The sequence below is a fragment of the Mesorhizobium sp. M0088 genome (genome assembly GCF_040322895.1).
Lineage (GTDB): Bacteria > Pseudomonadota > Alphaproteobacteria > Rhizobiales > Rhizobiaceae > Mesorhizobium.
Genome location: NZ_JAMYUI010000009.1, coordinates 161,803 through 188,151, shown reverse-complemented (window position 1 = coordinate 188,151; position 26,349 = coordinate 161,803). Strand labels below are relative to the sequence as shown.

The following is a 26,349-nucleotide window of genomic DNA, read 5'->3' as shown; positions in this document are numbered from 1 at the left end:
GGTAGCGAATAGGGAAGAGAATGTTCGCTACTTCCTGCTCGCTCTTTCACCCAGGGGAGAAAGACAAATGTACGCAGTCAACTATCATCGCGCCGCCTCGGTCGCCGATGCCGCCAAGCTGATCAAGACCGGCGACGCCAAGCTGCTTTCGGGCGGTATGACGCTGATCCCGGCGATGAAGACGCGGCTTGCCGCGCCGTCCGACCTTGTCGACCTGTCGCGGATCACGGAGCTGCAGGGCGTCACGGTGTCGGGCAAGACCGTCACCATCGGCGCTGCCACCACGCATAATGCTGTTGCCAATGACGAGAAGCTGAAGAAGGCCTGTCCGGCGCTTTCCCATCTGGCATCGCTGATCGGCGATCCGGCGGTGCGCCACAAGGGAACGATCGGCGGCTCGATCGCCAACAACGATCCGGCGGCCGATTATCCGGCGGCGCTGCTGGCGCTGGGCGCGACCATCGTCACCAACAAGCGCGAGATCGCTGCCGACAAGTTCTTCAAGGGCCTGTTCGAGACCTCGTTGAAGGATGGCGAGATCGTCACCGCCGTCACCTTCACCGCACCGGCCAAGGCGGCCTATGAAAAATTCCGCAATCCGGCATCGCGCTACGCCATCGTCGGCGTGTTCGTGGCCAAGGGCAAGGATGGCGTCAGCGTCGCAGTCACCGGTGCCGGCGATGACGGCGTCTTTCGCTCGAAGGAGATCGAGGCAGCATTAGCCGGGAACTTCGCGGCCTCGGCACTCGAAGGGGTGAAAGTGCCAGCGAAGAATTTGATGACTGACATCCATGCCTCGGCCGACTACCGCGCCAATCTGATCGCGGTGATGGCCAAGCGCGCGGTGGCTGCCGCCAACGCCTGACACGATCCGTTGTGGACACGGAGAAGGGGTCATGCGGCCCCGTTTCCTTTTGTGGCGACCTGTAGTTGCCCAAACTTTTGATGGAATCGCCCTGCACCAATCGTTTGCCTGAGCAATTTCTTCCGCCGACACTTCACCTGGAACTGCACCGGCGGCAATCTCGCACTTGCACAAATCCATATTGCACTGCAATATGGATTTGGGCGGGAATGCGAGCCGGGTTCGAAATGTCGTGCCCTTTCGCATGCCTATTTGCGAGAGGATCGGCATGACCGACATTTCCGCGACGCATGTCGTTCCGTCCCGATCCGCCGCCGACAGATCAACCAGAACAAGACTTGCCTATCTCGACGGCTGGCGCGGGCTTTCGATCGCACTGGTGCTGATCGGCCATTTTTTTCCGGTTCCCGGAATCAATCTTGGCGTGCTGGGCGTCGAATTCTTTTTCGTGCTCAGCGGCCGGCTGATGGGCGAGATCCTGTTCATCGAACGCTACCCGCTGAAAAAATTCTTCAAACGCCGCTTCTCCCGCATCTATCCGGCTCTTTTGGTCTTCGTAGTCGTCGCGATGGTTGCGCTGTCCGGCACATTCATCGCCTTCAAATGGAAGGCGGCGCTGACGGCGCTGACATTCACCTACAACTATGCCGGCATTCTCGTGACGCGGGCAGGGGCGCTCGACCATATTTGGTCGCTCTGCATCGAGGAGCACGCCTACATCATCCTGGCGCTGATCAGCGTCATCGTCTCAAGTCGCTCTCGCGTGGTCGTGCTGCTCCTGGCGCTGGCCTTGCTGGCCATGGCCAATGGCGCGGTTTCGTACTGGGTCTTCGGCATGGACTACGAAACCACTTATTGGCGCACCGACGTGCACATTGCGTCGATCCTGCTGTCGGCTTCGATCTGCCTGCTGAAGGCCGACGGCATGCTGCCGGCGTTTTTGAGAGGCAAGCATGTGGCCCTGGTGGCGACGATCTGCGCCGTTGTCCTGTTCCTGGATCAGGTGCCGACGCCGATCCACTATCTCTTCGCGGTGCCGCTGCTGGCTCTGGCCGTCAACGCACTCGATTTCAGCCCACGGTATTTTTCCGGATTGCTGTCCTCCTGGCCGATGGCGACGCTGGGTCTGTGGTCGTATTCGCTCTATCTGTGGCAGCAGCCGTTCTACAAATTCGTCTATGAGCAAGGCAGCGCGCCGATCCCGATGCTGGCCGCGGTCTTCGCTTGCGCGGCCTGCAGCTATTACCTCATCGAGCGCCCGGCGCGCGAATGGCTCAACCGCAACTGGTGAGCAACAGGGCGTTCAGGCCGTCTTGCGGCGCGCCCGCCCTCTCTATGCCTGCAGCGATCTGACGTAATAGCGCACTGCTTTCTTGCCGCCATGGATCACTGCGTCGCCGGCCTCAGTGAAGCCAAGGGCGGCGTGAAAGACATCCGAGGCGGGGTTCGGCGGGTCGGTGTTGACTTCGCAGGTGACCAGATTGTAGCCGGCGCGCTCAACATGGCCGAACAGATCCTGATAGAGCCGGCGGGCATGGCCGCGGCCGCGCGCGTGCGCCGCCACGACGACGCGGTCGACATAGACGAACCGCTCATAGCGCTCGCGGAACCAGAGGAAATTCGGGCTGTCGTAGCGGGCGTCCTGGTCGAAGGTCATGATGAAGGCATCGAGATCGCCGATGCGCCTGGTGTAAAACGCTTCGCCGAGCAGGAAGGACAGCTTTTCGGATTCCAGCCATGACAGTTCGGCGGCATGCTCATTGTTGAGCGCCAGGATCGCCGCTTCGTCTGCGGCCGATACACGGGCTATCGGGGCAGGGGTCGAGGTCATGCCTTGGCTGCCGCGATCGTTGCCGCCACCAGTGATGTGTCGGTGAGCGTGTTGCGATACTCGCGATCGAGATCGGAACCACCCATGCCGACATGGGGATTGCGGTAGTCCATGGCACTCGGCACATCCTTGAGGGCGGCAAAATGCATTTCGGACAGGCCGGTTTTGCTGCGCACTTCGGCAATGTTGTGCAAATCCAGGCCGCCGCAGCCGAGGATGACGATCCGGTCGCCGGCCTGCCGCACCAGATCCGCCAACAGCGGCAAACCTTCGATGGCAGTGTCACGCTGGCCGCTGGTCAGCACGCGGCCGACCTTGCTGCGGATCAGCGATTCGAGCGCCTCGGCCGGGTCGCGCGTCATGTCGAAAGCGCGATGACAGGTGACGTTCAAGGGGCCGGCCGCCTGCGTCAGTTCGCTCATGCGCGCCTCGTCCATGGTGCCATCGGCGTTCAGGCAGCCAAACACCACGCCGGGCACGCCGAGTTCGCGCAATGCCGAGACATCGGCCAGCATCGAGGCGTATTCGGTCTCACTGTAGAGAAAATCGCCGCCGCGCGGCCGCACCATGACGTGAAACGGCACACTTGCCTGCTCGAGGGCGGCGCGGACCGTGCCGAGGCTCGGCGTGATACCGCCTTCGATGAGGCTGGCGCATAGTTCGACCCGGTCGGCGCCGGCGGCTTGGGCCGCGAGAAGGCCGTCAATGCCTTCGACACAGACTTCGATCAGCGGCAGGCGGAGAGCTTTGGTCAAGGGCAGATCCAGTCCATGATTTCTCGCCAGCCCTACCACCGGGCCGGTTGCTGGGAAAGCGGGAACAGCCTTCCGCCTTCGCCCACAGACTTGGCGGTTATTGGCGCAATTCCGTATTCTTGGCGCCTTGCTCGACCTGATCGATCACAAGAAGCTTCACTTCGACATCCCCGATATTGGTGGCCTGATGCCACTGGCCGATCATTTCGATGATGAAATCGCCAGCCTTGTAGGTGTTGCTGATGCCGGTCTCGACATTGGTGACCTTCAGCGTGCCGGCCTGGACATAGGCGTAGCGCGGAAAGGGGTGCCTGTGGACCGGCAAGGTCGCGCCCGACGCGATGTCGTAGGTCGAGACCAGCACCTGCACGTTCTTCTGCGGCAACGTGATCGGTTGGCCGGACGCGGTCGTCGTGCGCGACGCAAGAGGTGTCACGACCACAGGCGTGCCGCTGCTGTCCAGCGCGTGGGCCGGGTTCGCGGAAAAGGCCACCGCGAGCAGCAGTCCGGACATCAAAATTTTTCGCATGATTCGCTCCACCCCTGGCGTCAACATCGCGCAGTGGCCAGCAGCACGCAAGGCAGCGCCTTGGGCACCTGCCTGCCGGCCAAAAATATTTTTGACGTCCCTCTTGAAGGAAAAAAACACGATTACCAGATCGTTTTCCGTCGAGGCTTCGGCTCGACATACTGGCGTCGCAGCGGCGCTGCGACAGCCTCGTAACCCATGTTGCTTCACGGAGGATGTGGCTATGAGAAGTTTTGATTATACCCCTCTTTACCGCACAACGGTCGGCTTCGACCGTCTCTTCGATATGCTCGAGAAAAGCGTGCGCTCTGACTGGCCTCCCTACAATATCGAGAAGATTGGCGAGAACGACTATCGCATTACGATGGCTATCGCCGGCTTCGCTCTCGATGAGGTCGAACTCATGCAGAACGGCCCCGAATTGTCTGTCATCGGCCAAAGGAAACCCGACCAGGAAAATCGGGAGGTCCTTCATCGCGGCTTGGCGACGGGCAACTTCAAGCAGGTGTTCAAGCTTGCCGACCACGTAAAGGTCAAGGCGGCCAACCTCGAGAATGGCTTGCTGTCGGTGGACCTGATCCGCGAAGTGCCCGAGGAACTCAAGCCTCGGCGCATTGAGATAGGGTCCGAAGCCAAAGCGGTTTCGCTCGAGCAACCCGGCAAGAAGCAGTTGATCGATTCGGATGCGGAGCCTCAGCGCGAGGTCGCCTGATTCCCTGGAACCTGGATCTACGGTCCGCCTCCCGGTTCGGCCGGGAGGCACAGATCGCGGAGAATGGAGATGAGAACCGAAACCTACAGTTTTCACCAACCTGAACCGAAAAATCTTGCCGCGGAATCCGCTGGATTACGGACGCCGGATGATGTGCTGAACGAGGAGACGATGACGATCGGTGCAAAGCGGGCTTTGCTCGCTTTCTGGGCTTCCGACGTTCATGCGGTTCCTGACAATCCCGCATTGCGGCAATTGGACAACGGCGCCATCGTGGAAGTCAGCGACATACTTCGCGCGCTCCACCTCCTGGACGAATCCGGGCGGGAAACGCGTGTTTCAAAGGTGTCGGCAACCGTCAGCCTGTCTTTCGACCGGCGCCGCAGGAAGAGCCGTCTCGGTTGGATGCGGCACCCCTGGCGAGATGACGACGATGATCCGCCGCCAATCCCGGCCTTTGCAACGGTGCCGCCCGGGCGTGGAGGTGGCGGCATGTTGGCCGAGCCGGAGCATGCAATCGCATGATTTCCCGAACCAGCAACAAACCACCGTGCCGAATGGAGGATTACATGAGTGACAGGACGTTCGACCAACCGGTCCTGGTCAAGAATGGCGGGTTCATTCAAGAAATAGGCTGCCTCGACGACGCGTTCGACTTCTTTGACGAGTGGCCAAGGGAACGGCGGGGTCCGATTTTCGAAACGGCCTTTCGAGCCTGCCAGCGTGCTCACGACGGCCAGGTTCCGCTGACGGTGGCGCGCGATGCCGTCGCCGGCTTCGCAAGATCCGTCAAGATCCTGCAGGACCCGCTTGCTCAGTTTCCTTGGATGGACGGCACAAGGTCAGGTCGCGGTGGGGTTACCGCTTAGCCTTGATAAGGGCGGCGCTACCAGGATGGCCGGGCCTGCCTCGTCGTTTTCACATCGCTACAAGGTGAGCTGTCCTACCAGTTCACCTTGTAGCGGGGCGGCTCGATCGTTTGTTCGAACTCCTGGTGCGGTTTTTGGCGACTGGCTAGGTCAGCCTCGCAACAGTTGGCGCTAATATAATGTTCGAAGCGTCGCCACAGGAGGTTCAATGGTTTCCGCTATCGCAAGTCAACATCCGCATGTCCCGGAAAAACAAACGGCAGTGGGGAAGCCGCAAACCGGCGAAGGATTTTCGCCGGGCCGCAGCGCGGACGCCGTGGGACATCTGGCCAAAATCATGGTTGCCGCAGGCGGCGATATGGATGCTGGCGCGCAAGGCCGCGCGGCATCCAAGATCGCCAGGATGGACATCACGGTTCTGACCGCACCACCCGTAGAAACACCAACAGAGTAAGATATGCTCGTTCGGGCGCCTCCGCGCCGTCATCAGCGGCGTGGGCCGCTCTCGCGGATTACGCCACGGCTCTCAGCGGAGGCTCCGCCATCGTCCCAAGGCCGTCGCATTCCGCGCAGGCGCCCGTCTTTCCGGGGCAGCCGCCCCAATGGGTTCCCTGCGGGCAGCAGTGCCCGTTTGACGCGTGCCACTTGGAGCAGTCGAAAACCCTGCCGCTGCCATGACAGCGCGGGCATTCCATATTCGATGAAATCATACCAATTCTTGCCCAACCCAAACGCACTCGCCCTGCGCCGCAAGTAACAGGAATCATTGCGCTTTCAAGCACATCTCCCTGACTTAAATTGGGGGGATCGACGGATGGCCGGCGTCGATGGCGAGCTATTGTTGCGCCGTAATCAGGTTCCCCGTGAAGACCTTGCTCGCCACAAGCCGCGTTGGGCATTGGCCGGCAACAATAGGCTGCGCCGGCTTGTCCCGTTCGTTCTCGGCGGTCACAGCAACTGCGTCATCGGGCTGCGCGTTGGCGGCCTGTGTGGCCGTGGACGCGAAGAGCACCGTCTGGGTGATGAGAGCGGAAACTGCGGCAACCTGGACCAGCACGGCGGCGAGGGCGATCTTCTTCAGCATGCGAGAAAACGCTCTTCGATGTTCCCGGTTCCCCACGCATTCAGGTTTTCTGCTCGCTACGGAACAAGAGACCGGCAGGGCGGTTAACTCGGTTATGCCGAGCAAGATCAAAGAGCCACCATCGAAGCCCGCACCGGAGAAGGTACCTGTCCAACGCCGGGACAAAGAAGCCCCGCCAGAGCTTGAGCATGTCGACCCGCCACCGCGAGATGTGCGAGAGGCACCGGCACCCAACCCGAACGGCGACAAGAGATGAGATCGCCGAGATCGCAGCAAGGCCTTATGCCTGCTCGCGCGAACCTTCCCGATGCCGCGGCGTCATCGAGAGCGCTGGACAGCGGCGCCAGGTCAAGTTGAGAATCAACCTGCTGATCGCGATTTTGCAGACATGCCATAGATCAGCCCCTATGGGCGACCTGACCGTCTCAAGGCCTTGAAAAATTTGGCTCCCCGGGCCGGATTCGAACCAGCGACCAACCGGTTAACAGCCGCTCTACTGACAGCCAACTAAAGCCAACTACCGGTTGGTCGTTCTCTGAAAATCCGTTTGTTTTCAGTATGTATGCATTGCCGCTTGCACATTAGCGCACACTAGGGCAACATAGGCAGCAGGCAAACCCTGTTGCCCCAACGTTGCCCGGAGAGCCCCTTATGCCCCGCGAGAACCTGACAGACAACCGCCTGAAGGCATTGAAGCCTGCCAAACCTGGGGAGCGCTATGTGATCATGGACGCCCAGGTTCCGAGCATGGGTGTCCGCGTCACTGACAAAGCCCCGCTGAACGGTTCGAAGCTGAAGGCAGGGCAGATCAGCTTTATCTACATCGCGCGCTTTGGCGGGGCCAAGCAGCCGGCTCGCAGGGCGCTCGGAGAATACGATATCATGTCGCTCGATGCAGCCCGCACCACGGCCAGACAATGGGCGGCCCTCATTTCGCGGGGCATCGATCCGAAAGAGCAGGAGGCCGAGGCTAAAGAGAAGGCAGAGGCCGAAAAGCGTGAGCGGGTGAGGGGCGCCGCAGATCGTCGGCGCAAGCAGTTTGAGCGCGTCCTAGTCCGCTACATTGCCGCACGGCGGCGGGACGGCATCCGCAAGGTTGAGGAAGACCGCAACGACTTCAAACGCGAATGCCTGCCAGCGTGGCGAGGGAAGGCCGTGGGGGACATTCAGAGCGCTGATGTGATGGCGGTGCTGGAAAAGATCGACAAGCGCGGTGCGACCCGGCAGGCGCTGAACATGGCTCAGAAGATCGGGACATTCTTCAACTGGTGCGTTGACGACGATCTGATTACCGCCTCGCCCTTCCGTGCAAAGAAGGTGCGCACCACGATCGGCGAGAAGACATCGAGGGATCGCGTTCTCTCTGATGCCGAGATAGGAGCCCTGTGGACCGCCACGGCTGCTGGTGACGTCTACAGCGCCGTCTATCGCCTGTTGCTGCTGACAGGGCAGCGGCTGAACGATATCGCGCAAGCCTCATGGTCAGAGATCGACCTTGACCGCAAAACCTTGACCGTGCCGGCGGCTCGGTTCAAGTCTGGCCGTGACCATGTTGTTCCGCTGACTGATGACGCTATCGAGATCATTGGCAAGCTGCCACGCTTCAAGCGGTGCAACTGGCTTTGCTCGCTGGACGGGCAGGGACCGGTGACGATCGGCCACAAGGTCAAACTGCGGATTGATGCCGCCATGCTTGCGGCGCTCCGGGAAGATGATCCCGAGGCCACGCTCCCGGCATGGGTCAACCACGACATCAGACGAACGGTTCGAACCCGGTTGTCCGAAGAGGACGTGATGGATGAGGTGGCGGAGGCCGTCATCGGTCATGTGCCCCCTGCGCTGGTCAGAACCTACAGCAAATCTAACAGGCTCAACGTCAAGCGTGGTGCCCTGATGGCCTGGGAAGCGAAGCTTGCGGAACTGACAGGCCGTGAGAAGGCCAGCAACGTCATTTCCTTGCGTGAGGTGGCCAATGTCTGATCCTTTGGCGACACTCCTGGCCGATCTAGAGGCTGCTCGAAATCTTCAAGGCGACGATATGGAGAACGTGCAGAGGTCGGTGGCCCTGCATGCCCTCGATGCAGCGCATCGCTACTTTGCCGCCATCGGCGTCGAAGATCTGCTTCGCGCGCCATTCCTTCACTTGATAGGTGCTATCCAGGACATCGAACAGCGACGGACGAACCCGTTGCTTTCCCCAGGGCCATTCCATGAGGCGCAAAACGCGCAGAGAACCCGCCAACTGGACACTGCCGAATTCGTCATGGCGGCGTTTGCTGTCACTGTATTGTCCGATGGCGGCACGCCAACCGACAAGGCACTTGAGGAAATGGCTGCGGTCATAGGCACGACAAAGGACAGGCTTCGCGAGTTTCGGAAGAACATCGGTAAGGGCAGGGCCAGCGAGGACGCGAAGCGTGAGTACGCCGAATGGCGAGCGACCCGCCGACGGTTCAAAGAAATGTCGGCTGACAAGTTTGTTGAAACCATGAAGGACAAGGCAAAGCGCCTTCATCTGCAAAAAGGGTAAAACGACTAATTCTCTACCCCCGGACATCCCGCACCTTCGAGTGGTTAGAAACCGCAAGAAGGCGCTACACACATGTCCCTCATTCCACTGCATGACCTCCCCTCCAAGGGGATAACCTACAGCCGAAACTACATCGACCGGTTGATCAAGGAAGGCAAGTTCCCCAAGCCCGTCTTTCTAAGTGCGCGGCGTCGAGCTTTCCTCGAATCCGAGATTGACGCCTGGGTCAAAGCCCGCGTCGATCAGCGTGACGAGGTGGCCGCGTAATGTTGAGCGCCATCGAAACGAGAGACGCCGCACCCCGATTGCCCTCGGGGAACGGCGCCATATTCATCAGGCATTTGGCAACGGCTGATAGCTGGGAATCTAGCCCTCTCAACCTCAAAAGTCTAGCGGCACGGCGCATATCTCGTCGTTTCGGCGTTGGCTTCGCATTGGCGTTGGTCGTTGCAGAGCTTGCCGAGATCGGCGGTGACGCATGATCGCCAACAGCATCCCAAGCACTGAAGACATGTACATGGACGCTGCCGTCCGGCATCTGGCTGCCGCGCGCAGCCACCTTCAATGCGCTATGCTCCGCTTCGATGACGCGGGCTACGAACACGACCCGACCGCGCGGTCGTACAGCTACGTCGCAGGCATCGTTGCCGAGTTCAGCGACAGGCGGTATCGGCCGGTGCCACCACCTCAACCCTCTCACATCGTGCGCGCAGTCAAAGAGTATCGCCGCCAGGCTAGGAGGGGCTATTGATGGAGGATCGCGCGCGAGCAAGCAGGCTGGGTGGCAGTGACAAACGGCAGCCGAGGCCCGGACTGCATCTTCTCAGCTACGCCGAAATGGAGGCGATGCCAGAACCGGAATGGCTTGTTGAGGGCCTGATCCAGAAGCGCAGCACCGCGTTGATGTTCGGCAAGTCGAACTCGTTTAAATCGTTCCTGGCGATCGATATCGGCCTTTCGGTCGACACCGGCCGCGACTGGCACGGTAATGCAGTGAAGGCCGGCGGCGTTCTGTTCGTCGCCACCGAGGGCGCCAACGGTGTTGGGCGGTTGCGTATCCCGACATGGTACCAGCACCACGCCGTTTCCGAGGAAGACCGCAGGGCCTTTCTCTACCCGCAAGAGATCTGCCTGGACACCCCGGACGACGTAACCTCGCTGATCGCTGCCATGAATATCTGCGGCAACTTCGCTCTTGTCGTCATCGACATTTTCGGCGGTTCCATGAAGGGTTCCGAGATCGAGGACAAGACTGCTCGGGCATGGGTGCACGGTATCCAGCGCATCCTTCGCGAGACAGGCGCGTCCGTGCTGGTGGTGGCCCATACAGGCTGGCAGGACGACAGCAGGGCACGGATGCACACACACTTCTGGGGTAGCTTCGACAGCCGCTTGCGCATGGAGGGCGACAAGGACGCGCTCACAGGCACCTTGACGGTTGAACGCCACAAGGATGCCGACAGCAGCGGGTCATGGGGCTTCAGGATGGCACAGGCAGGCGAGAGCCTAGTTCCCGAGATGGACAGCACCGTCAAGACAGGGACTGCCAAGAAGACGCTATCAGCAAAGTACCGTGCAGCCCTCAACGCCCTCGATGACGCTTTGACAGGGCACGGCGTGAGGAAGTTCGGAGCCGACTGGCCACCGTGCGACGTCGTCCTTACCGAGCAATGGCGGAAACATTTCTACCTTCACGCCGCGGACGATTCGCCGGAAGCAAAGCGAAAGGCATTTCAGCGGGCTCGCGACGCTCTCAGGGAGCACGGTCATGTGCAGTTCTACGACGATCACGCATGGCGATGCTTCGCATAGGCCGGGACCGGGACACCGGGACATACCTAAAGGTATATGTCCCGTCCTGTCCCGCTTTACCGTCCACCGGGACGCACCGGGACATGTCACGCTTTGTCCCGCTTGTCCTGCCTGAAATCACTCTGAAAACAGGGGCTGGAATTGGACCCGAATCCACCTGCGAAGCGTCTTCGCTTTTTCTGGAGGCTGGCATCCCCATAAATCAGCGCACATTAGCGCCAACCGGCTCAATACCGGTTGTTCTTTGGGCTTCAAACCCTTGCAACATAAGGATTTCTGCGTGATAGTTTTCGCAAGTGATTTGCACGGGGCAACAGCAGGGCAACAAAATGACGGCAGACACAGACACGAAAGCTCCCGGAAAGACCGGCGGTAGGTCCAAGGTGACAAACGGGTCCAAGGTCGGCACCGAGATGGATGGCCGCACGATATGGGTCCGTCGCCTTCGTGACCTCATCGAGGCTCATGAGCAGGATCTCGGTGGGTCCGACAATATCAACCAGGCCCAACGGTCGCTGGTGCGCCGCGCTGCCACCCTGTCGGTCGAACTGGAGCGCCTGGAGGCAGGCTTCGCAACCAAGGGGCAGATCACCCCCGAAGACCTAGACAGCTATCAGCGGGCCAGCAACACGCTCCGCCGCCATCTGGAGGTGCTTGGCCTCCGGCCACCGACAGGCGGCCCACGGGTTCAAGACATAACGGCCATGAACATTCTGCGCAGTGATGGCCGCAGGATCGCTGACGTGCGGGACAGCATTGAGACCCTTGGCGTCGTGGTTGGTAAAGAGAAGGCCAAGTACCAGGTTGCGCGGCGCATCGCCTACGCGGTGGCACAGGCCAAAGAGACAGGCCAGCGGCTACATCCGAAGCTTGCCGAACTGGCGGTTGAGTTGAGACTGGCAGACTTCGCGGACGGAGAGGAACCGCCGCTCGCAGAGGATAGCGCCGCTGACACTGTGGACGCCGAGACCATGACTAGCATCTTGAGTGGTGTGTGCTGATGGACCTCGCCCGCCGCCGCGCCACCACAGAGACCCGCATTGCCGATCTACAACAGGCACGAGGCACGGCCTTGCTCGACGGCAAGAGCTTTGACCCTCGCGAGCTTACCGCCTTGGAGACGGAGCTTGCCGCCATCGATGCCGCCGAAGGGGAGGTAATGCGCCGTCAACGCGTGGCCGCTTCCGAGGCAGAGCGGGAGCGCATGGCCAATCTGCGGGTGACCCTGACGGTTGTCGAGGAAAACCGGCTTGCGGCTGTAGACCGTGCCGAGAAGGCCGCCCGAGACCTCGTTGAAAACCTGAAAGAGGTTCGAGCCCGCGCCGCTGATGTTGCCCGGCTTCTACGTGCACTTGGCAGCGGTTCCCTGCCTCTCGAAGAGACTGAAAACCGCATGAGCTGGCGCCTCACGGCAGCCCTGAAGCCGCTGACTGGCTTCGGTCGCCGCTATGGCCAGATCGTCACGCCAGAAGCCCGCAGCCCCTTCAACGACCCGTGGCGCGCCGCCGAACAGGCAGTCGCCGGCCCCGATGTTTCCAAAGCCCTGAAAGGATTTTCCGAATGAACAAGGCAATTGACCCCAAGATGCTGAAATCTGTCGATCGGCAGGTTCCCGAGATCGACCCGGCGCGCGTGCAGGTCCAGGCAGCCGGCCAAGTCTGGCGCGAATACTTCGTCAGGGCGCCGCAGGATTTCGTCGCCGACGATCTGAAGGAGCCGGCGATCTGGAAAAAGGTTCAGGCCGGCCGCTTCGGGTTGAAGAAGTTCGATCGCGTTTTCGTGGTCGCATTCGATGAAAGCTGGGTGGCAGAGGCCATCGTCGCCAGCGCCGACATCAAAGGCGCTGTCCTTGCCAAGCCCCGCGTCACGACCATGCCCGAGCGCTATGACACGCTGTTTCAGGACGAGAACTATCGCATCGCATGGAACGGCTTCGGCTACATCGTGGAGCGCAAGTCTGATGGTCATCCAATGACCCAGCCCACCGCCAATCCCGACCTTGCCGCGCGCCTCCTGGCCCAGCTTTACCCGGCGAGGGTCGCATAAATGGCCACCACGAACGGCGCTTCGGTCAGTGACCCCGATATTCACGCCACCCGGTACAAATGGCTGGCGATCCCGAACGGCAACCAGGGCAATGCTGTGGCCCTCAACGTCTACCACGACCGCACAGTCCAGGTGCTTGGCACGTTCGGCACTGGCGGCTCTGTCACCATTCAGGGTTCCAACGACAATGGCACGACCTGGGCCACTCTCACCGATCCGCTTGGCAACGCCCTGACCTTCACGGCTGCCGGCATGAAGCCAGTCGGCATGCTGCCGTACCAGATCCGCCCCAGTGTCACGGCAGGGGACGGCACCACAGCAATTACTGTCTGGCTGCACGCGAGAGGAGCCAACAAATGAGCAACGAACTCACAATTTCCGAGAATTCTGGCGCGGCGTCTGGATCGTCTGCGACGGAAGGCCTTACGGGTGGCGGGGAGCGGGCGGGTTTTGCCTCCTTGCCTGTAAACCCCACCCGTAAGGCAGAAATCGCCAGCATCATGGCAACCGATATCCACCGGTACTATGACGAGAAACTTGACCGGGAATACGCTGCTTTGCTGGAGGCCGAGCGGGCCGAGATTAACCCCGATTTGGTTAATCCGACCCGACCCATGGATGCCGAGCAATCCCGCAACTCTCTTTGCAGTTCCGAGGCTGGCCGCCGGCTGGTTTCGGACTGGGACGAGCTTGGCGGGTTCCGGGCTCACCTTGCCAACGTGCAACGCGATGCCGCCGATATGGTGCGCCCCCTTGGCGGCAATCGTGAGCAGCGCGTGTTCATGGAGCGTTTCGACCGCCATGTTCCGGAGCCGGCTCGCTATGCGGTCTATGCCGAGATCGCATCTGGCACGCTCTACGCCACCCCGGCTTCTCCAGCGGAAGTGAAGCATTTCGCTACGACATCTGCCGGCAAATTGCTTGTCGCCGAATGGGGCTCCAGCGCACCTGAAAGGGTCGCGATGCTGCGCGCCCGGGCAAAGCGCATGACGGACGCCATGACCGAGGAAGATGCAGACGAGTTCTGGACGTGGTTCGATGAATTGCCGCCGGCAACCGCGATGTCGATCTTCCGCAAGATGGCGGGGTGATCGATGATCGCTTTTCATGGCTCGCCCTGCCTGTTCCAGCACTTCGACGCCGGCAAGATCGGGTCGCAATGGCGATATGGCGGTTCCGAGGGTTTTGGAATCTATCTCGTCGACGACCGTGAGGTAGCTGCCAGATACGCTTTGCCGGGTGCTTCGATGCACGTGGCTGTCCCGCAGCCATGGTACGGTTGGCACCAAAACCCTACGCCGAACGGCAAAGAGGGGACGCGCGGCCAGGGCTATGTTTACAAGGTCGAAGCGCCGGATGGTCCGTTCCTCGACAATGACGTTCTCTGCTCCGAGCATCCGCAGCCGGCCCGTTCCATTTTCGAGAAGGGCTTTTCCGCCCTGAAAGGCAGGGGGCCAACGAGGGGCTACTGGCTCCACGTGCTCGCTGATGCACCGAACAACCGGGCCTATTACAGCCAAGTCGGCAAGCTTCTCTCTTACTGTCGCAAGAACGGCACCCCTCTGGAGCCCATGCTTGCCGCTGCTGGTTATGTCGGCTGCAAAAAGCGGGATCGGGGCACCAATGAGTTCGTGTGTTTCGATCCCGGTGCGCTTCGCATCTTGTCTGTGTCGGCTTTTCGAGAGGGCGAGTTTTTGCCGATGAAGGCCCACAAACCTTTCCAGCACGCATGGTTGGAGGTGGCGGCATGACCTACACGTTTCACACCGAGGGTCATTGCATGGGCGGCTTTGTCCCCACCGGCGCACAATTGGAAGCAGATCCAGAGCCTGAGATTAACCCCGGCCAACTCGTCGCTGTTGTGCTGAAAGAAACCGGCCCCATGCGCGGCCTGGCTCTCTCTCTGCACGGCAACGGCTGGCTTGGCGTCGTGAAGATGTTCCTCGGCACCAGCACAACCCGAGCCGGCCGGAAGGCCTACATGCTGGCCCAGCTCGATCCGCCGATCGTCCTTGCCGTGGAAGAAACCCACATGGCTGCGATGCATCTCATTGTCGGCGCCAAGGAAACCCCGTGGGGACTGGAAAACACCGCTGAACAGGACGCTGACCTTGAGGTTGCGCTTGATCTGATGTGGCCGTGGATGTGCGGTGGGGCGACCCAGCCCATAGGTCCGGATTGGCGTCCTGTGGATATCTCGGCCTTTGTTGCCGCCACCGAAATGCTGGAGAGCGTCCATGCATAAATTCCACTGCGGACTCACGGAAACCGCCATTGGCCCGGGCTTGGGTTCCATCGCGGATCTCGGTGACCTCATGATGAAGGCACGGGATGCCGGCTTGAGCGAGGATGAGCAGTTCAAGTTCTCCGAGCTGTTCAACTTCGCCACGCAAAATATGCCTTACGTGAACCTGTTCTACGTCAGGCCGGTGCTGGATTTCCTAATCCTGCACTCGATGCGGGAAGTGGCTTCGCCTGGTGCCTATCAGCGCCAGCAAAGCCAGCGGCGCAAGCAGTACGGGCAGCACAGCGTCTTTCCCAAGCCGCTAGACCCATTCGGGGGCCTTTGACCCCAAGCCGATCCGCTCCTTCGGCAAGAGCGCAATGGAACGTCGGATGACGTCCCGTCCCTTAGATGGAGCCCATTTATGACCTCGATCCAGATTGATCTGAAAGACGGCCTATCGTCCTCGGTTGCCATCAAAGGCCCATGCCGCGCGGCCACCACGGCAAACATCACTCTCTCCGGAGAGCAGACTATCGACGGTGTGGCCGTGGTCACTGGTGACCGCGTGCTGGTCAAGGACCAAACGACCGCTTCGGACAACGGCATCTATGTCGTGGACACGGGATCATGGCGCCGGTCGAAGGATTTCAACAAGACCCGCGATGTGAAGACCGGAACGCTGGTCAATGTGTCTGGCGGCACGGTCGGCTCTGGCCTTTGGGACGTGACGACCCCCGATCCTATCACTGTGGGGACGACCAGCATCAGCTTCGCCCTGTCCGTCTCTGGCAGGTTCCCCTCTGTCGCAAGCCGCGCGGCGCTCAAGGCAGTAGACACGAGCAAGGACACGATCATCAGTCTGACCGAGGCAGGACGCCAAGGCGTCTTCATCTGGACGGCCGGCAACTTCTCCACACAGATCGCGGCCGACACGACAGAAGGTCTGTACGTCAAGGCCACGGCGATTGCATCCACGGTTGGCGCATGGGTTCGGCAATTTGCGGGCACGATCTATTCGTCGTGGTTCGGTGCGGTCGGCGACGATGCCACCGACAATCTGTCGGCCCTCACCTACGCAATGGCGCGGGACGAAGAACTAATCATGCTGCCTGGTACATACAGGATCTCGGCCGAACTCGCGTACATCGGGACCGGGACGAAGACGGTTCGCGGTCTGGGGTTCAACGCCTCCGTTCTCAAGACGACATCAGCCACCGCGCACATTCTTCGTAGAAACTCCGCTAGCACCCTGATCGTTCGCGACTTGGGTATTACAACGAGTGTTGATAAGTCGGCAGGTGCGGCCATCATGCTGTCCGGCGATGGCGCGCGTGACGTCGTAGACAACTGTCGACTGCATGGCCCTTCGGGAGCCGTCGCCCTCTACCACGGTGTCTACGGTGAAACGACGCTGATCCCGACGATCAGCCGGAACTACTTCCTGTCGTGCAAAGGAGACGCCATCTATTTTGGCCGAGCGGTAGGAACGGCCGGCTGCGAGGCGGTCGTCACCGGCAACACCTTCAACACTCTGGTTGCAAGTGCCGGCAACGCAGTGGCGATCTATTGGGACAGCAGCCCCGGCACGCTTCGCATCTACGGCAACACGTTCCAGAATTATGACTACGGCGTTCTTTGCCAGCCGCTAAGTTCATTGACGACGGCGGCACTGCTGATCACCGGAAACGCTTTCGAGGGCATCGCGGTCAGTTGTATTGCTGTCTCGCTCCCGGCAGCAAGCGCTGGCGCGGTGCAGGACGTGACGGTCACGGGCAACCGTTTCAGCCTCAATACCACCCCAGCCCTTCAAGTTTTGGGAGCGACCAATCAGGCGTTCATTGGGACTGTGCCTTCACCGGCAATTCGGTCAAGTTTGGCGCAAATTACCCCGTCAACATCCAGGCTGGCATCTCCTTTACCTGCACCAGCAATAATTTCTACGCAAGCTCTGATGTCACCGCAGTTCTGGTGGGCGCGAGCTACCCGAAACGCAGCATCATCGGGCCTAACTCGTATGTAAATAGTGGCACCTTTGGGCCTCTGACGATCCCGTATCTATTGCAGGGCAACACCGGGGCGCAGATCGTCGGCGATAGGCAATTCGTCACGGCGCCCGCGTCCGTCACGCTTTCGAATAGCTCGACATCGGCACAGAACATCTTCGACGCGGCCAACGACACGCTAACCGTGCTGGCGAACGTCACCTATCGGTTCAAGGCGCGGCTTTGCTTCAACACCGGGACGACCTCACACACGACCGCTTTTGGATTGGGTGGGACAGCCACATTCTCGTCAATCGGCTATGAAGCCATCGCGACCTCTGTTGCTGCCAACACTATAGGTGTCCCGCAGATGACTCCCGTGGCTAACTCAGTCGCTACGGCTGTCGTGCTCACTGCAGCGTCGATCGTCGCCAGAACGGATATTCAGATCGAGGGGATCATGCGTGTCAGCACAGCCGGCACGATCATTCCGCAAGTGACCTTCTCTGCCGGTCCAACCGGCACCTGCAACACGGCACTGAACAGTTATTTCGAACTCGAACCTTGGGGATCCGACACCATCGTTGCTGTTGGTGCGTGGTCTTAATGATGCTCACTCCACAACGAAGATGAGCACCGCGAGATAGGCGAGGCCGGCTGCAACAATCAGCCCCTCGCCACCCCAGGCGAAGATGGCATCGCCGTACAGATGGCTTAACACCACGGCTCCGGCGAACCAGATCCCCATAATGACCAGTTTGCGCTTGTCACCCATGCTCTCCCCCATAGCTTCGCCCCCGCAAGGGCGTGCTTGAAGTATTAACCGAATAAGAGCATCTTGTCCGTGGGCGTGATAACCCGGACTAGGAATAGACCGCTTCACCGAGACACTGGTGCTTCCTTTGGCGAGGAAGTGCGGTCGAACGTGTCCTTCTGGACACAACGGACGTGCTTGGCGGCACGGCTCCGAACCCTGCCTTTATGGCCGGGGGCGAGCGTGCTGTCCAGAGGGAAACCTTAAAAGCGTTCGGCCTGTCTTCCTGGCAGGTTATCACCCCCCGGCTACGGCGCCGTCTGCCGTGCAGGGCCGTGATAGCCCTTAGACCAGGGACCAACCATCAATGAACGCTCACGTTAGAATTCTGAAGCCCTACGGGATGCCGCAGGGGGCTGACCCGCGCCAATGGCGCCAGTCGGTTGAGAAGCGCCTGAACGACCTCCTGGACCGCGCCATGAGCCTTATAACAGCGCTGGATCTCATGGAAGCCGATTGCGATCTGGAAGAAACCGCCGATGATGAGCCGTCGCTAGGCTGCCTTGATGATCTGGAGCAAGACAACTGCGACCTGGAGGAAGGCGGCGACGCAGAGCCTTGTCCAGACACCTACGGCGAAACCGTCATGTGGGGCGATGACCTGAAATCGCAGGAAGTGCTGGTGTCTCTGTAAAAACCGTTAATGTTGCCCGCCGGCTCCGGCTGGCGGGCTTTCCCCTGGAGAATTTCCGAACATGATCCTCTATCACTTTACGGCTCTCAGTTTGCTCGACCAGATCAAGGCAGAGGGGCTTTCGAAGGGCGAGATCCCACTGACTGCGCGGCGAACGACAAACGCCGTTTGGTTCACGACCGACAGTGAGGCTGCTGGGCATGGTCTTAGCGACGGCGAGACGCTCTCGCGGGACCATATTCAAATATTGAAGGCAAAGGGCTTTATAGCGGCCAGCGCACCAGATGAGGGCCTAAAGTGGCTCGATAAGCGAGCCGTAAGGATCAAGGTTGTTATCCCCTCGACGGATCATGACCTAAAGCGGTGGGTGCCATGGGGGCGAAAGCATTTGGAACGAGAATGGTTCGACACGCTTTCGAAAGTGGGTGGCGGCCACCAGAAAGCTCGGACGTGGTATGTTTGTTTCCGAACGGTTCAGCCGGCAGAGTTCGCGGCGATTGACATCCTTCGTTGTGAAACGGCTTAAGCCCCGGCTGGCCTCACGGTGGCGGGCTTTATCATTCGATTCGGTGCGCTTGTTGCCCCAGACGTTGCCCCGACGAGGATTGGGCCATTTGTCCGCGGCTTCTAATGTTTGCTAAGCCTTTGAAAAGATTGGCTCCCCGGGCCGGATTCGAACCAGCGACCAACCGGTTAACAGAGGGTTTCTATAGCGATTTCCTGCATCGGCATGCGACAGCTTTAAGTTTAAAAATACTCGTCAATATCAATGTGTTATAGCTTCAGGCCGTTGCTACATGTCGCAGCCGGTATCGACAAAGCGCGTGGTTTTGTGTAGATCATAATGTAGATCAATCACGGAGCCCCGGGCAAACCGGTTGTAGCAAGGTTGGTCGCTGGACAGATGCCAAAACTCGAACTTACCGACAAATTCTGCCAGGCCGCGAAGGCCGGTTCCGGCCGAAAGGCGGACTATTTCGACACGACCGTCAAAGGTCTTGTGCTGCGCGTCTCGGCGGGTGGGCAAAAGACCTGGTTCGCGGTCTATGGGCCGCCGAACAAACGGCAATGGTTGAAGCTCGGCAGCTATCCCGAGACACCACTCGGCACCGACAAGGGCGCTCGCCAGAAGGCCAAGGACACGCGCGCCAGCGTGCAAGACGGCGGTGACCCCGTAGCCGCCAAGAAGGCGCACGCCGCCTCGATGACCGTCTCTGATCTGGTCGAGAGCTATCTCACCCGCCGGGCATCATCGCGGCGGTCGGTCGATGAGATCGCGCGCCGACTGCGCAAGAATGTGTCCGGCTATGACGCTGACGGAAAGAAGGTTGAGAAGGCGTCATCAGGCTGCATCGGCGAGGTGAAGCTCGCGGACCTGCATCGTCGCGACATCACCAAGGCAATCGATGCAGTGAAGGACCGGGGCGCGACTGTCGAGGCAAACCGGGTGTTCGAGGACATTCGGGCCATGATCCGCTGGGCGCGCGGGCGTGGCGATCTGGACAGCAACTTGACCGAAGGTATGGCGAGGCCGACCGAAACGGTCGAGCGCGACCGCGTGCTGACGGCCGACGAGATTAAAACGATGTGGGCAACCTTGCCGGAAGCCAACATGCGGGAAAGCACCCGCCGCATACTGCGCCTGTGTCTGGTTACCGGACAGCGTGTTGGCGAGATCGCCGGCATGTTGCGCGGCGAGCTGGACCTGACACGTGGTCTTTGGACGATACCAGCTAGGCGCGCGAAGAACGGTCGCGACCATGTTGTCCCCCTGTGCGAAATGGCAATCAGGATCATCGGCGATCAAATCGCAGACGTGAACGCGCTGTCGGGCCGCAAGGGCAGGGCGGTCACGCCTTTCGTCTTTCCCGGACCCGGCGCGCGCGCAGCCGTCACCGGCGCATCTGTTCCTAAGGCTGTGAAGCGGGAAGAGATTACCAAGCGCGGCGTAGCGACGATCCTGGGCATTGCGCCGTGGACACCGCACGACCTGAGAAGATCGGCTGCGACCGGCATGGAGGAGATCGGCATTTCGCCCTTTGTCGTCGGGCACGTACTGAACCACGTATCGGTTACCAAGAGCACGGTTACGTCGCGGGTATATGCACGCTACGACTACATGCGCGAAAAGCGTGAGGCACTAGACCTTTGGGCTGATCGGCTTGCTGCAATCATTGATGGCAGGGGTACTGTGGCGCAACTTCGAGCGGGGGTGGCGGCTTGAACCGATCAAGGATATCGGCCATCGAGGCCGAAACTTTCTTACGGCATGCACGGCAGGCTGCAGCGATCACAAAGGAACAAGAAGAGGCAATCTCAGGCTTGATTGAAGAGTCTATCAATCACTTCCATGAGAATTGGCCTGCGGCTGTCGAACGCGAGCGTAGTCGCCTCGAAAGGATATTGGACGGGCTAAATATGGCGCTCGCGCCAATCATAGCCCAAGACTGGAAATATCCCGATGGCGTTTCTGCGCCCTTCCATGATGAGGCCAGTGCATATCGTTGGCTAAAAGCAGAGGGAGAAGAACCCGTCTGGATCGGCGGCGACGTCTTTCCCGCGCCGGGGCGAGACGAAGATTTCGCGATATATGGCCGCGATTGGATGACGTGTGGCCTTTGGGAAAGGTACAAAAAAATCCAGACGCAACTTACGGATTTGGGTGCTTACGGCGATTTTCGAAAGAAGGATCATTGGTCTAAGCCACCATGGCCCGGCTCCAGGTTGTCGCTTCTTCTTCAAGAGCTGATTCATAGCCTTTGCCAAGTCTGGCACGACCACGTTGATGGGCAGCTTGGGCTACCTCGGAGAGACACGGACCCAGACAATCCACTGCTCCGTTTTGTTGACGCTTGCCTGACAATCGCGATCGGGGACCTGCGACCGAGCAAACCCACGCTGTTAGACTTTATCGCGAAGCGAAGTCGTCCGGAAATCCGCGTAAGGGACGCTTAATACGCAGCAAAGATTGAGAAATCGAGCAATGACGCGGTCCCGGCAACTATTATGACAGCGAAGAGGAAGCGTAGCCGGTGCTGGCTCGGCGACGGGTGGACTCGGCAGGTATTCGAACGGGCGAAAGAGTCCACGGTGACGGGAGGCTGCCATTAGTCGATCCTTCTTGCGATGAGATAAATCGCGAGGAAGAAGGATGCAGCAATCTGATCCTCTGGACGAACTGATCGACGATCTTGTCGATGAGGCAGATGCCTGTCGCATTATCGGCGGTCGGAATACGCCGATTCATCGCTCGACGTTGTGGCGCGGCATCAATGCGGGTCGCTATCCCAAGCCCTTGAAGATTGGACCGAATTCCAACCGCTGGCGGAGCGGTGAACTTTACGCGGATCTCCAGAAAGCAGCTGCCGCGCGCCACGAGAGCACCGAATAGCCAGAAGCCGCCGCGATTGTGGGAGCGCGAACGGCTTCGAAGGGACATTATTGGGTACCGGAACAGTCGGAATTTAGTCCTGCGAAACCTGAAGCGCAAGCGTCGCGGCGGTTCTCCAACCCTGGAGGAACCCCAGCATGAACAGCGTTCCCATCAAGGCAATCCTGCGGACACTCTGCGAACGGCTCGAGGCACTTTGCGATCAGCAATCCTCTGATGATCTCATGGCAGCCGTTGCGATCCTTGAGGAACTTGCCCGGACAAATCCCCGGCTTGAAGCGATGCGGCCCGAGCTGCAGCGCATCCTCGAAGCTGACGACCGGCTTCTTGATGAGATCGCTCTCAGCATTGCGGCGCCGTATGGAGGCAAACAGTGAACGCGTCCATGCTTCCGGCCGGCCCTTTTGGGTGCCTGCTTGCCGATCCGCCGTGGGCTTCCGGCACGTACAGCAACAGGACCGGCACGACGCCGCATCGCGGCAAGGACGATCACTACAGCGTCATGTCCTTCGATCAACTGGCTGCCCTGCCGGTCGGCTCTGTTGCGGCCAGGGACTGTGCGATGTTCATGTGGGTTGTCGACTCGCACCTCGACGCGGCGCTGCGGCTCGGCGAGGCCTGGGGCTTCCGGTTCAAGACCTGCGCATTTGTCTGGTTCAAAAGCCGGAACGAGGGCGTCCTTCCCAAGATCGGCATGGGGTACTGGACCCGAAAGCAGACGGAGCAGTGCTGGCTGTTCACACGAGGCAGGCCTCCGCGCCTGAGCAAAGGTATTCGGCAGGCGATCTTCTGCGAGCGGGGGCTGCATTCGGCGAAGCCCGATGAACAGTACGAGCGCATCGAGGCGCTGGTGGCCGGACCTTACCTCGAACTGTTCGCGCGCCTTTCCCGCCCTGGCTGGACGGCTTGGGGCGACCAGAGCGGGTTCCGCGACACCCTATTCGGGAACGAGGCCGTGGCATGACGCGCTTTGATGCGGCTCACAGCGGTAGTCCCCGCTTTGTCGGCCGGGAGTTTCGGCCATGACGGTATCCATCCTTGAGCTGCTCCGGACCTGTCGTGATCTCTTCGACCTGCGCGAGCATGATATCGAGCGGCTTTTCGCGAAACAGGAGTCTGTGCTTCGCCTCGTTCTGGCACAAGTTAAGAACGGCCATGTCACTGCGGCGAAGGACATCATTCGGCGGCAGTTGGGGGCACGGCCATGACGGTCGATTACACCGCGCTCGCCTGGCTACTCGGCAGCCAAGACCGCGCCGACGTGCCGTGCCCTGCTTGCAGCCCCCATCGCAAGCCCGCCAACCGGCGCAAGCCGGTGCTGCGCCTGTGGCGGATCGTGGAGAGGCTCATCTCCTACCATTGCGTCCACTGCGAAATTTCCGGGTGCGTATGGGAAAGCGGCAAGCCGGGCCCGATCAGTCCCGAGAAGCTGATCGAGGCGAGACAGCAACGCGAAGCGTTGCAGGCCGAGGCTGTTGCGGCGTCGCGTGAACTTGCGCGTTCCATCTATGCACGCCGTCGGCCTATCGAAGACAGCTTAGGCGAGGTGTACTTCCGCCAGCATCGCAAGATCACCTGCAGGCTGCCTGCTACGATGGGCTTCCTGCCAGGCGACGGGCGCTACCCGCCAGCGGTCGTTATGCCGTTTGGACTTGCGCACGAGGTCGAGCCAGGGCTGCTGGCGATCCGACCAGAGGCGATCATGGCTGTCCACCTGACGCGCCTCACCAGCGGCGGCGACAAGCACACCGTGAATGCGAAGCTCATGATCGGACACGGTGCGCAAGGATTTCCCATTGTCGTCGCGCCGCCAAACGATCTCCTCGGGCTGGCAATCACGGAAGGCGTGGAGGATGCGCTCTCTGTGCATGAAGCGACCGGGCTCGGCGCATGGGCGGCAGGTTCGGCCTCGCGGCTGCCGGCGCTGGCGGGCATTGTGCCCGGCTATATCGATTGCGTCACCGTGCTGGCGGATGACGATGCCGCCGGTCGGCGCCACGCGCCGGCTTTGGTCGAACGGCTGGTTCAACGCGGCATCCAAGCCGAATTGAGCGCCCCCGGAACGGAGGCTCTGTGATGGCTCGTGATGCCAACGACATCCTGCGCGAAAATGGCGAGGCGATCCTGCGGGAGAAGATCGACCGGACCCGTCAGCCGGAAGCGGCGACGAAGCCATCGAGCTACGACAGCAATACCCGATATCAGCCTGAGTACAGCGCTACATGGTCCGATCACCAGGAAATGAGGACGGCGAGACGTAGCCGGCGCAATCGCGACTTTCACGACCTGATGTCGTCGGCGGAGTTTGTGGCGCTGATGCGCCCGCCGGATTATCTGATCGATGGCCTGCTGCTGCGCGGCGCTGCCTACACGCTTACCGGCAACGCCGGCCACTGCAAGACGCTGATTGCTTTGCTGCTGGCAATCAAGGTTGCTCGGGGTGACTGGTTTTGTGGCAGAAAATGTAAGCAGGGCACAGTCGCCTTTTTCTGCGGCGAGAACCCCGAGAACGTCATGGTCCAGTTCTATTCCCTGTGCCGCGACCTCGAAATTGACCCGCAGATGCTGCCAATCATCTGGCACAAGGGTGCCTTCGATCTCGACGGCGCGTTGAAGAAGGCGCGCGCTGCGCTGGCCTCGTATTCTGACCTCGCCCTCTGCGTCTACGATAGTCTGCAGGCCTTTTTCAGCGGCGAAGACGACAACCAGAACATGGCAGTGCTCGCTGCCGCTATCGACTTCCGCAACCTTTCGGAAGGCCATCCAAACCGGCCCACCAGCCTGATCCTCGCCCATCCCGTCAAGAATGCCTCGCGCGACAACCTACTGCCGCGCGGCGGTTCGGCGCTTACCAACGAGCTTGACGGAAACCTGACTTGCTGGCTCGACGGCGAAAGAAACGTGGTGACGCTGCACTGGCACGGCAAGATCCGGGGCGTGCCGTTTGACGCCATCAAGCTGGAAACGAAGGTGATCAAGCCGGAGGGCCTCGTCGATGCCGACGGCAACCAGATGCCCTGCACCATCATCCGACCGCTGCTGGACAGCCGCGAGGCCGAACTGACGCAACAGAGCAATGCACGCGAAATCGCGATCTTGCAGGCCGTTCGGGTATCGCCCACCATTCCGCAAACGCAGTTGGCGAGCCTGCTCGGTGTTGGCCGGTCCACGGTCCAGCGGGAAATTGCGGCGCTCAAAAAGAAGAAATGGCTGCGCGATTACTCCGGGCGTTTCAAGCTCACGAAAGAGGGCGAAACCGCCCTCGAACTGGGGTCGGGCTGAATGCAAAAATCTCCCCGACTTACGGCGAGTAATGGTGCCAAAAAGCGGTGGGCAGGTGCCCATGCCAACATTAGCCTGCCCGCGCGGGTGCCCAGACAAAATATTGAATGGGCAGCCATGACGAATTTCGCAATCGTTGCAATAGGTTACTTCACAATATTGCACGGGCAGCTTCAGGCCGGCGACCATCTCCCGCCGTGGTGCCCGCCCAATCCCAATCCCTTAGGGATTGGGGCGGGCATCCAAGGGAGGTTTTGGGCGTCGCGCGTAGGCAGAAAGATACCAAACCCATGCACGACCGCCATTCCGCCGGATGGCAAGCCAGAGGGCACCCCTCACCGCAGGAGCCTGCCATGACCGAAGCCGAAATTTTGGAATTGTACCGTAAGCACCGCAAGAAAATTAAACAGGCGCTGAGATCAATACCGCCCATGCCGGTCTTCGGTCCCGACGGCTCGTTTGAGGGCATCAGGCACAACTACGTGATAATGCTGACCGGCGCTCTGCTCGCATCCGGTGTGCCAGTGGGCGATGCCAAACAGCTGGCCGTCGACATCGGTATGGCCGCCGGCAGCCGGGTGCGCGAAAACCTGGGCCGTGAGGCCGGGCATGGATGAAGAGGAGGAAGGAATGATGATTGCCAATTCCAAGCTTGATGCGCTGATCGATGATATCCTGACTGGGATCAGGGACGCCGGTTTAGATCCGACCGAGCTTCTGGTCGAACAGGACAACGAACCGTTTCCCGACGAGTTGATGGCCATGATCGAGCGGAGCAGTCGCGTCTGTGCTGATGATTGCTCGATCACCGACGCGCTGATGTCAGATGTGAATTTTCAGCGACTGAAACGGAACCCGATCCTCCATCGACATCTCTTACTGCAAGGCGTGCTCGTTCTGCTCGGAGAACGGCTCGAAGCGCGCAGGCGCTGACAGCGCGCACAATTTGCCACCGCGCTCGGTTGCGCTATTCTCCGGACATGTCG

38 protein-coding genes are annotated in these 26,349 nt (G+C 60.3%); 33 read left to right on the top strand and 5 right to left on the bottom strand.

Going from position 1 to position 26,349, the window contains the following annotated elements; all coding sequences use genetic code 11:
* Positions 1-67 precede the first annotated feature (67 nt).
* Positions 68-865 carry an FAD binding domain-containing protein gene (locus NKJ67_RS13420; protein WP_128363423.1) on the top strand — a complete coding sequence of 266 codons (798 nt, stop codon included), beginning with the start codon at positions 68-70 and terminating at the stop codon, positions 863-865.
* Positions 866-1,133: 268 nt separating this feature from the next.
* The gene (locus NKJ67_RS13415) at positions 1,134-2,156 is read left to right on the top strand and encodes an acyltransferase family protein (protein ID WP_352581625.1); all 1,023 of its coding nucleotides are present in this window, start codon (positions 1,134-1,136) and stop codon (positions 2,154-2,156) included.
* Between the two features lie 42 nt (positions 2,157-2,198).
* Here NKJ67_RS13415 and NKJ67_RS13410 read toward each other — a convergent pair whose 3' ends face one another.
* From NKJ67_RS13410 to NKJ67_RS13400, 3 genes are all read right to left on the bottom strand, one after another.
* Positions 2,199-2,696: a GNAT family N-acetyltransferase gene (locus NKJ67_RS13410; RefSeq protein ID WP_352581624.1), complete on the bottom strand. Its 498-nt coding sequence runs from the start codon at positions 2,694-2,696 to the stop codon at positions 2,199-2,201.
* Positions 2,693-3,451: a copper homeostasis protein CutC gene (locus tag NKJ67_RS13405; protein WP_352581623.1), complete on the bottom strand. Its 759-nt coding sequence runs from the start codon at positions 3,449-3,451 to the stop codon at positions 2,693-2,695. The genes NKJ67_RS13410 and NKJ67_RS13405 overlap by 4 nt, the downstream gene beginning before the upstream one ends.
* 97 nt (positions 3,452-3,548) lie before the next feature.
* On the bottom strand, positions 3,549-3,980 hold the full coding sequence (locus tag NKJ67_RS13400) for a cupin domain-containing protein (protein ID WP_127322303.1): 432 nt from the start codon (positions 3,978-3,980) through the stop codon (positions 3,549-3,551).
* Between the two features lie 223 nt (positions 3,981-4,203).
* Here NKJ67_RS13400 and NKJ67_RS13395 point away from each other — a divergent pair, with 223 nt between their 5' ends.
* The 4 genes from NKJ67_RS13395 to NKJ67_RS13380 all read left to right on the top strand — a co-directional run bounded on the left by NKJ67_RS13395 (position 4,204) and on the right by NKJ67_RS13380 (position 6,015).
* Positions 4,204-4,692 carry an Hsp20 family protein gene (locus tag NKJ67_RS13395; protein ID WP_352581648.1) on the top strand — a complete coding sequence of 163 codons (489 nt, stop codon included), beginning with the start codon at positions 4,204-4,206 and terminating at the stop codon, positions 4,690-4,692.
* A gap of 69 nt (positions 4,693-4,761) precedes the next feature.
* Positions 4,762-5,217, top strand: a complete 456-nt coding sequence (locus NKJ67_RS13390) for a hypothetical protein (RefSeq protein WP_127322299.1) — start codon at positions 4,762-4,764, stop codon at positions 5,215-5,217.
* A 44-nt stretch (positions 5,218-5,261) separates the two neighbouring features.
* Positions 5,262-5,561 (top strand): DUF982 domain-containing protein, encoded by a 300-nt coding sequence (locus tag NKJ67_RS13385; protein ID WP_127329565.1) that lies wholly within the window; start codon positions 5,262-5,264, stop codon positions 5,559-5,561.
* Positions 5,562-5,769: 208 nt separating this feature from the next.
* Positions 5,770-6,015: a hypothetical protein gene (locus tag NKJ67_RS13380; protein WP_127329563.1), complete on the top strand. Its 246-nt coding sequence runs from the start codon at positions 5,770-5,772 to the stop codon at positions 6,013-6,015.
* A gap of 381 nt (positions 6,016-6,396) precedes the next feature.
* Here NKJ67_RS13380 and NKJ67_RS13375 read toward each other — a convergent pair whose 3' ends face one another.
* The gene (locus tag NKJ67_RS13375) at positions 6,397-6,645 is read right to left on the bottom strand and encodes a hypothetical protein (RefSeq protein ID WP_127272210.1); all 249 of its coding nucleotides are present in this window, start codon (positions 6,643-6,645) and stop codon (positions 6,397-6,399) included.
* Between the two features lie 651 nt (positions 6,646-7,296).
* Between NKJ67_RS13375 and NKJ67_RS13370 the strand changes: the two genes are divergently transcribed.
* From NKJ67_RS13370 to NKJ67_RS13300, 15 genes are all read left to right on the top strand, one after another.
* On the top strand, positions 7,297-8,625 hold the full coding sequence (locus tag NKJ67_RS13370; RefSeq protein ID WP_352581622.1) for a tyrosine-type recombinase/integrase: 1,329 nt from the start codon (positions 7,297-7,299) through the stop codon (positions 8,623-8,625).
* Entirely contained in the window at positions 8,618-9,175 is a 558-nt protein-coding gene (locus tag NKJ67_RS13365) for a hypothetical protein (RefSeq protein WP_352581621.1), read from the top strand. Before NKJ67_RS13370 ends, NKJ67_RS13365 begins: the two co-directional genes overlap by 8 nt.
* Positions 9,176-9,247: 72 nt before the next feature.
* Positions 9,248-9,442: a helix-turn-helix transcriptional regulator gene (locus tag NKJ67_RS13360; protein WP_352581620.1), complete on the top strand. Its 195-nt coding sequence runs from the start codon at positions 9,248-9,250 to the stop codon at positions 9,440-9,442.
* A gap of 211 nt (positions 9,443-9,653) precedes the next feature.
* Complete coding sequence (locus tag NKJ67_RS13355; RefSeq protein WP_352581619.1) at positions 9,654-9,926, top strand: hypothetical protein; 273 nt, start codon at positions 9,654-9,656, stop codon at positions 9,924-9,926.
* The gene (locus tag NKJ67_RS13350) at positions 9,926-10,987 is read left to right on the top strand and encodes an AAA family ATPase (protein WP_352581618.1); all 1,062 of its coding nucleotides are present in this window, start codon (positions 9,926-9,928) and stop codon (positions 10,985-10,987) included. Before NKJ67_RS13355 ends, NKJ67_RS13350 begins: the two co-directional genes overlap by 1 nt.
* A 329-nt stretch (positions 10,988-11,316) precedes the next feature.
* On the top strand, positions 11,317-11,988 hold the full coding sequence (locus NKJ67_RS13345) for a hypothetical protein (RefSeq protein ID WP_352581617.1): 672 nt from the start codon (positions 11,317-11,319) through the stop codon (positions 11,986-11,988).
* Positions 11,988-12,551: a hypothetical protein gene (locus NKJ67_RS13340; protein ID WP_352581616.1), complete on the top strand. Its 564-nt coding sequence runs from the start codon at positions 11,988-11,990 to the stop codon at positions 12,549-12,551. The genes NKJ67_RS13345 and NKJ67_RS13340 overlap by 1 nt, the downstream gene beginning before the upstream one ends.
* The gene (locus tag NKJ67_RS13335) at positions 12,548-13,033 is read left to right on the top strand and encodes a hypothetical protein (RefSeq protein ID WP_352581615.1); all 486 of its coding nucleotides are present in this window, start codon (positions 12,548-12,550) and stop codon (positions 13,031-13,033) included. Before NKJ67_RS13340 ends, NKJ67_RS13335 begins: the two co-directional genes overlap by 4 nt.
* Positions 13,034-13,393: a hypothetical protein gene (locus NKJ67_RS13330; protein ID WP_352581614.1), complete on the top strand. Its 360-nt coding sequence runs from the start codon at positions 13,034-13,036 to the stop codon at positions 13,391-13,393.
* Complete coding sequence (locus NKJ67_RS13325) at positions 13,390-14,124, top strand: hypothetical protein (RefSeq protein ID WP_352581613.1); 735 nt, start codon at positions 13,390-13,392, stop codon at positions 14,122-14,124. The genes NKJ67_RS13330 and NKJ67_RS13325 overlap by 4 nt, the downstream gene beginning before the upstream one ends.
* A gap of 3 nt (positions 14,125-14,127) precedes the next feature.
* Positions 14,128-14,784, top strand: a complete 657-nt coding sequence (locus NKJ67_RS13320; protein WP_352581612.1) for a hypothetical protein — start codon at positions 14,128-14,130, stop codon at positions 14,782-14,784.
* Positions 14,781-15,278 (top strand): hypothetical protein, encoded by a 498-nt coding sequence (locus NKJ67_RS13315; RefSeq protein WP_352581611.1) that lies wholly within the window; start codon positions 14,781-14,783, stop codon positions 15,276-15,278. The genes NKJ67_RS13320 and NKJ67_RS13315 overlap by 4 nt, the downstream gene beginning before the upstream one ends.
* On the top strand, positions 15,271-15,603 hold the full coding sequence (locus NKJ67_RS13310) for a hypothetical protein (RefSeq protein ID WP_352581610.1): 333 nt from the start codon (positions 15,271-15,273) through the stop codon (positions 15,601-15,603). Before NKJ67_RS13315 ends, NKJ67_RS13310 begins: the two co-directional genes overlap by 8 nt.
* A 78-nt stretch (positions 15,604-15,681) precedes the next feature.
* Entirely contained in the window at positions 15,682-17,280 is a 1,599-nt protein-coding gene (locus tag NKJ67_RS13305) for a right-handed parallel beta-helix repeat-containing protein (protein WP_352581609.1), read from the top strand.
* A gap of 38 nt (positions 17,281-17,318) precedes the next feature.
* Positions 17,319-17,849: a hypothetical protein gene (locus NKJ67_RS13300; protein ID WP_352581608.1), complete on the top strand. Its 531-nt coding sequence runs from the start codon at positions 17,319-17,321 to the stop codon at positions 17,847-17,849.
* Between the two features lie 6 nt (positions 17,850-17,855).
* On the opposite strand, the gene NKJ67_RS13295 is transcribed toward NKJ67_RS13300, so the two are convergent.
* Positions 17,856-18,017 carry a hypothetical protein gene (locus NKJ67_RS13295; RefSeq protein WP_352581607.1) on the bottom strand — a complete coding sequence of 54 codons (162 nt, stop codon included), beginning with the start codon at positions 18,015-18,017 and terminating at the stop codon, positions 17,856-17,858.
* Between the two features lie 346 nt (positions 18,018-18,363).
* On the opposite strand from NKJ67_RS13295, the gene NKJ67_RS13290 reads away from it, so the two are divergent.
* The 12 genes from NKJ67_RS13290 to NKJ67_RS13235 all read left to right on the top strand — a co-directional run bounded on the left by NKJ67_RS13290 (position 18,364) and on the right by NKJ67_RS13235 (position 26,296).
* Entirely contained in the window at positions 18,364-18,690 is a 327-nt protein-coding gene (locus tag NKJ67_RS13290) for a hypothetical protein (RefSeq protein WP_352581606.1), read from the top strand.
* A 61-nt stretch (positions 18,691-18,751) separates the two neighbouring features.
* Positions 18,752-19,216: a hypothetical protein gene (locus NKJ67_RS13285; protein WP_352581605.1), complete on the top strand. Its 465-nt coding sequence runs from the start codon at positions 18,752-18,754 to the stop codon at positions 19,214-19,216.
* A 378-nt stretch (positions 19,217-19,594) separates the two neighbouring features.
* A complete protein-coding gene (locus tag NKJ67_RS13280) occupies positions 19,595-20,914 on the top strand; it encodes a tyrosine-type recombinase/integrase (protein WP_352581604.1) in 1,320 nt (439 codons plus the stop codon).
* Positions 20,911-21,645, top strand: a complete 735-nt coding sequence (locus tag NKJ67_RS13275; protein ID WP_352581603.1) for a hypothetical protein — start codon at positions 20,911-20,913, stop codon at positions 21,643-21,645. The genes NKJ67_RS13280 and NKJ67_RS13275 overlap by 4 nt, the downstream gene beginning before the upstream one ends.
* A gap of 196 nt (positions 21,646-21,841) precedes the next feature.
* Positions 21,842-22,081 carry a helix-turn-helix transcriptional regulator gene (locus NKJ67_RS13270; protein ID WP_352581602.1) on the top strand — a complete coding sequence of 80 codons (240 nt, stop codon included), beginning with the start codon at positions 21,842-21,844 and terminating at the stop codon, positions 22,079-22,081.
* A 137-nt stretch (positions 22,082-22,218) separates the two neighbouring features.
* Positions 22,219-22,458 (top strand): ubiquitin family protein, encoded by a 240-nt coding sequence (locus NKJ67_RS13265; RefSeq protein ID WP_352581601.1) that lies wholly within the window; start codon positions 22,219-22,221, stop codon positions 22,456-22,458.
* The gene (locus NKJ67_RS13260; RefSeq protein ID WP_352581600.1) at positions 22,455-23,045 is read left to right on the top strand and encodes an MT-A70 family methyltransferase; all 591 of its coding nucleotides are present in this window, start codon (positions 22,455-22,457) and stop codon (positions 23,043-23,045) included. Before NKJ67_RS13265 ends, NKJ67_RS13260 begins: the two co-directional genes overlap by 4 nt.
* A 58-nt stretch (positions 23,046-23,103) precedes the next feature.
* On the top strand, positions 23,104-23,289 hold the full coding sequence (locus NKJ67_RS13255; protein ID WP_352581599.1) for a hypothetical protein: 186 nt from the start codon (positions 23,104-23,106) through the stop codon (positions 23,287-23,289).
* On the top strand, positions 23,286-24,158 hold the full coding sequence (locus tag NKJ67_RS13250) for a toprim domain-containing protein (protein WP_352581598.1): 873 nt from the start codon (positions 23,286-23,288) through the stop codon (positions 24,156-24,158). Before NKJ67_RS13255 ends, NKJ67_RS13250 begins: the two co-directional genes overlap by 4 nt.
* Positions 24,158-25,363 (top strand): AAA family ATPase, encoded by a 1,206-nt coding sequence (locus tag NKJ67_RS13245; RefSeq protein ID WP_352581597.1) that lies wholly within the window; start codon positions 24,158-24,160, stop codon positions 25,361-25,363. Before NKJ67_RS13250 ends, NKJ67_RS13245 begins: the two co-directional genes overlap by 1 nt.
* A gap of 353 nt (positions 25,364-25,716) precedes the next feature.
* Positions 25,717-25,980 (top strand): hypothetical protein, encoded by a 264-nt coding sequence (locus NKJ67_RS13240; protein ID WP_352581596.1) that lies wholly within the window; start codon positions 25,717-25,719, stop codon positions 25,978-25,980.
* On the top strand, positions 25,973-26,296 hold the full coding sequence (locus tag NKJ67_RS13235) for a hypothetical protein (RefSeq protein WP_352581595.1): 324 nt from the start codon (positions 25,973-25,975) through the stop codon (positions 26,294-26,296). The genes NKJ67_RS13240 and NKJ67_RS13235 overlap by 8 nt, the downstream gene beginning before the upstream one ends.
* Positions 26,297-26,349: the final 53 nt, after the last annotated feature.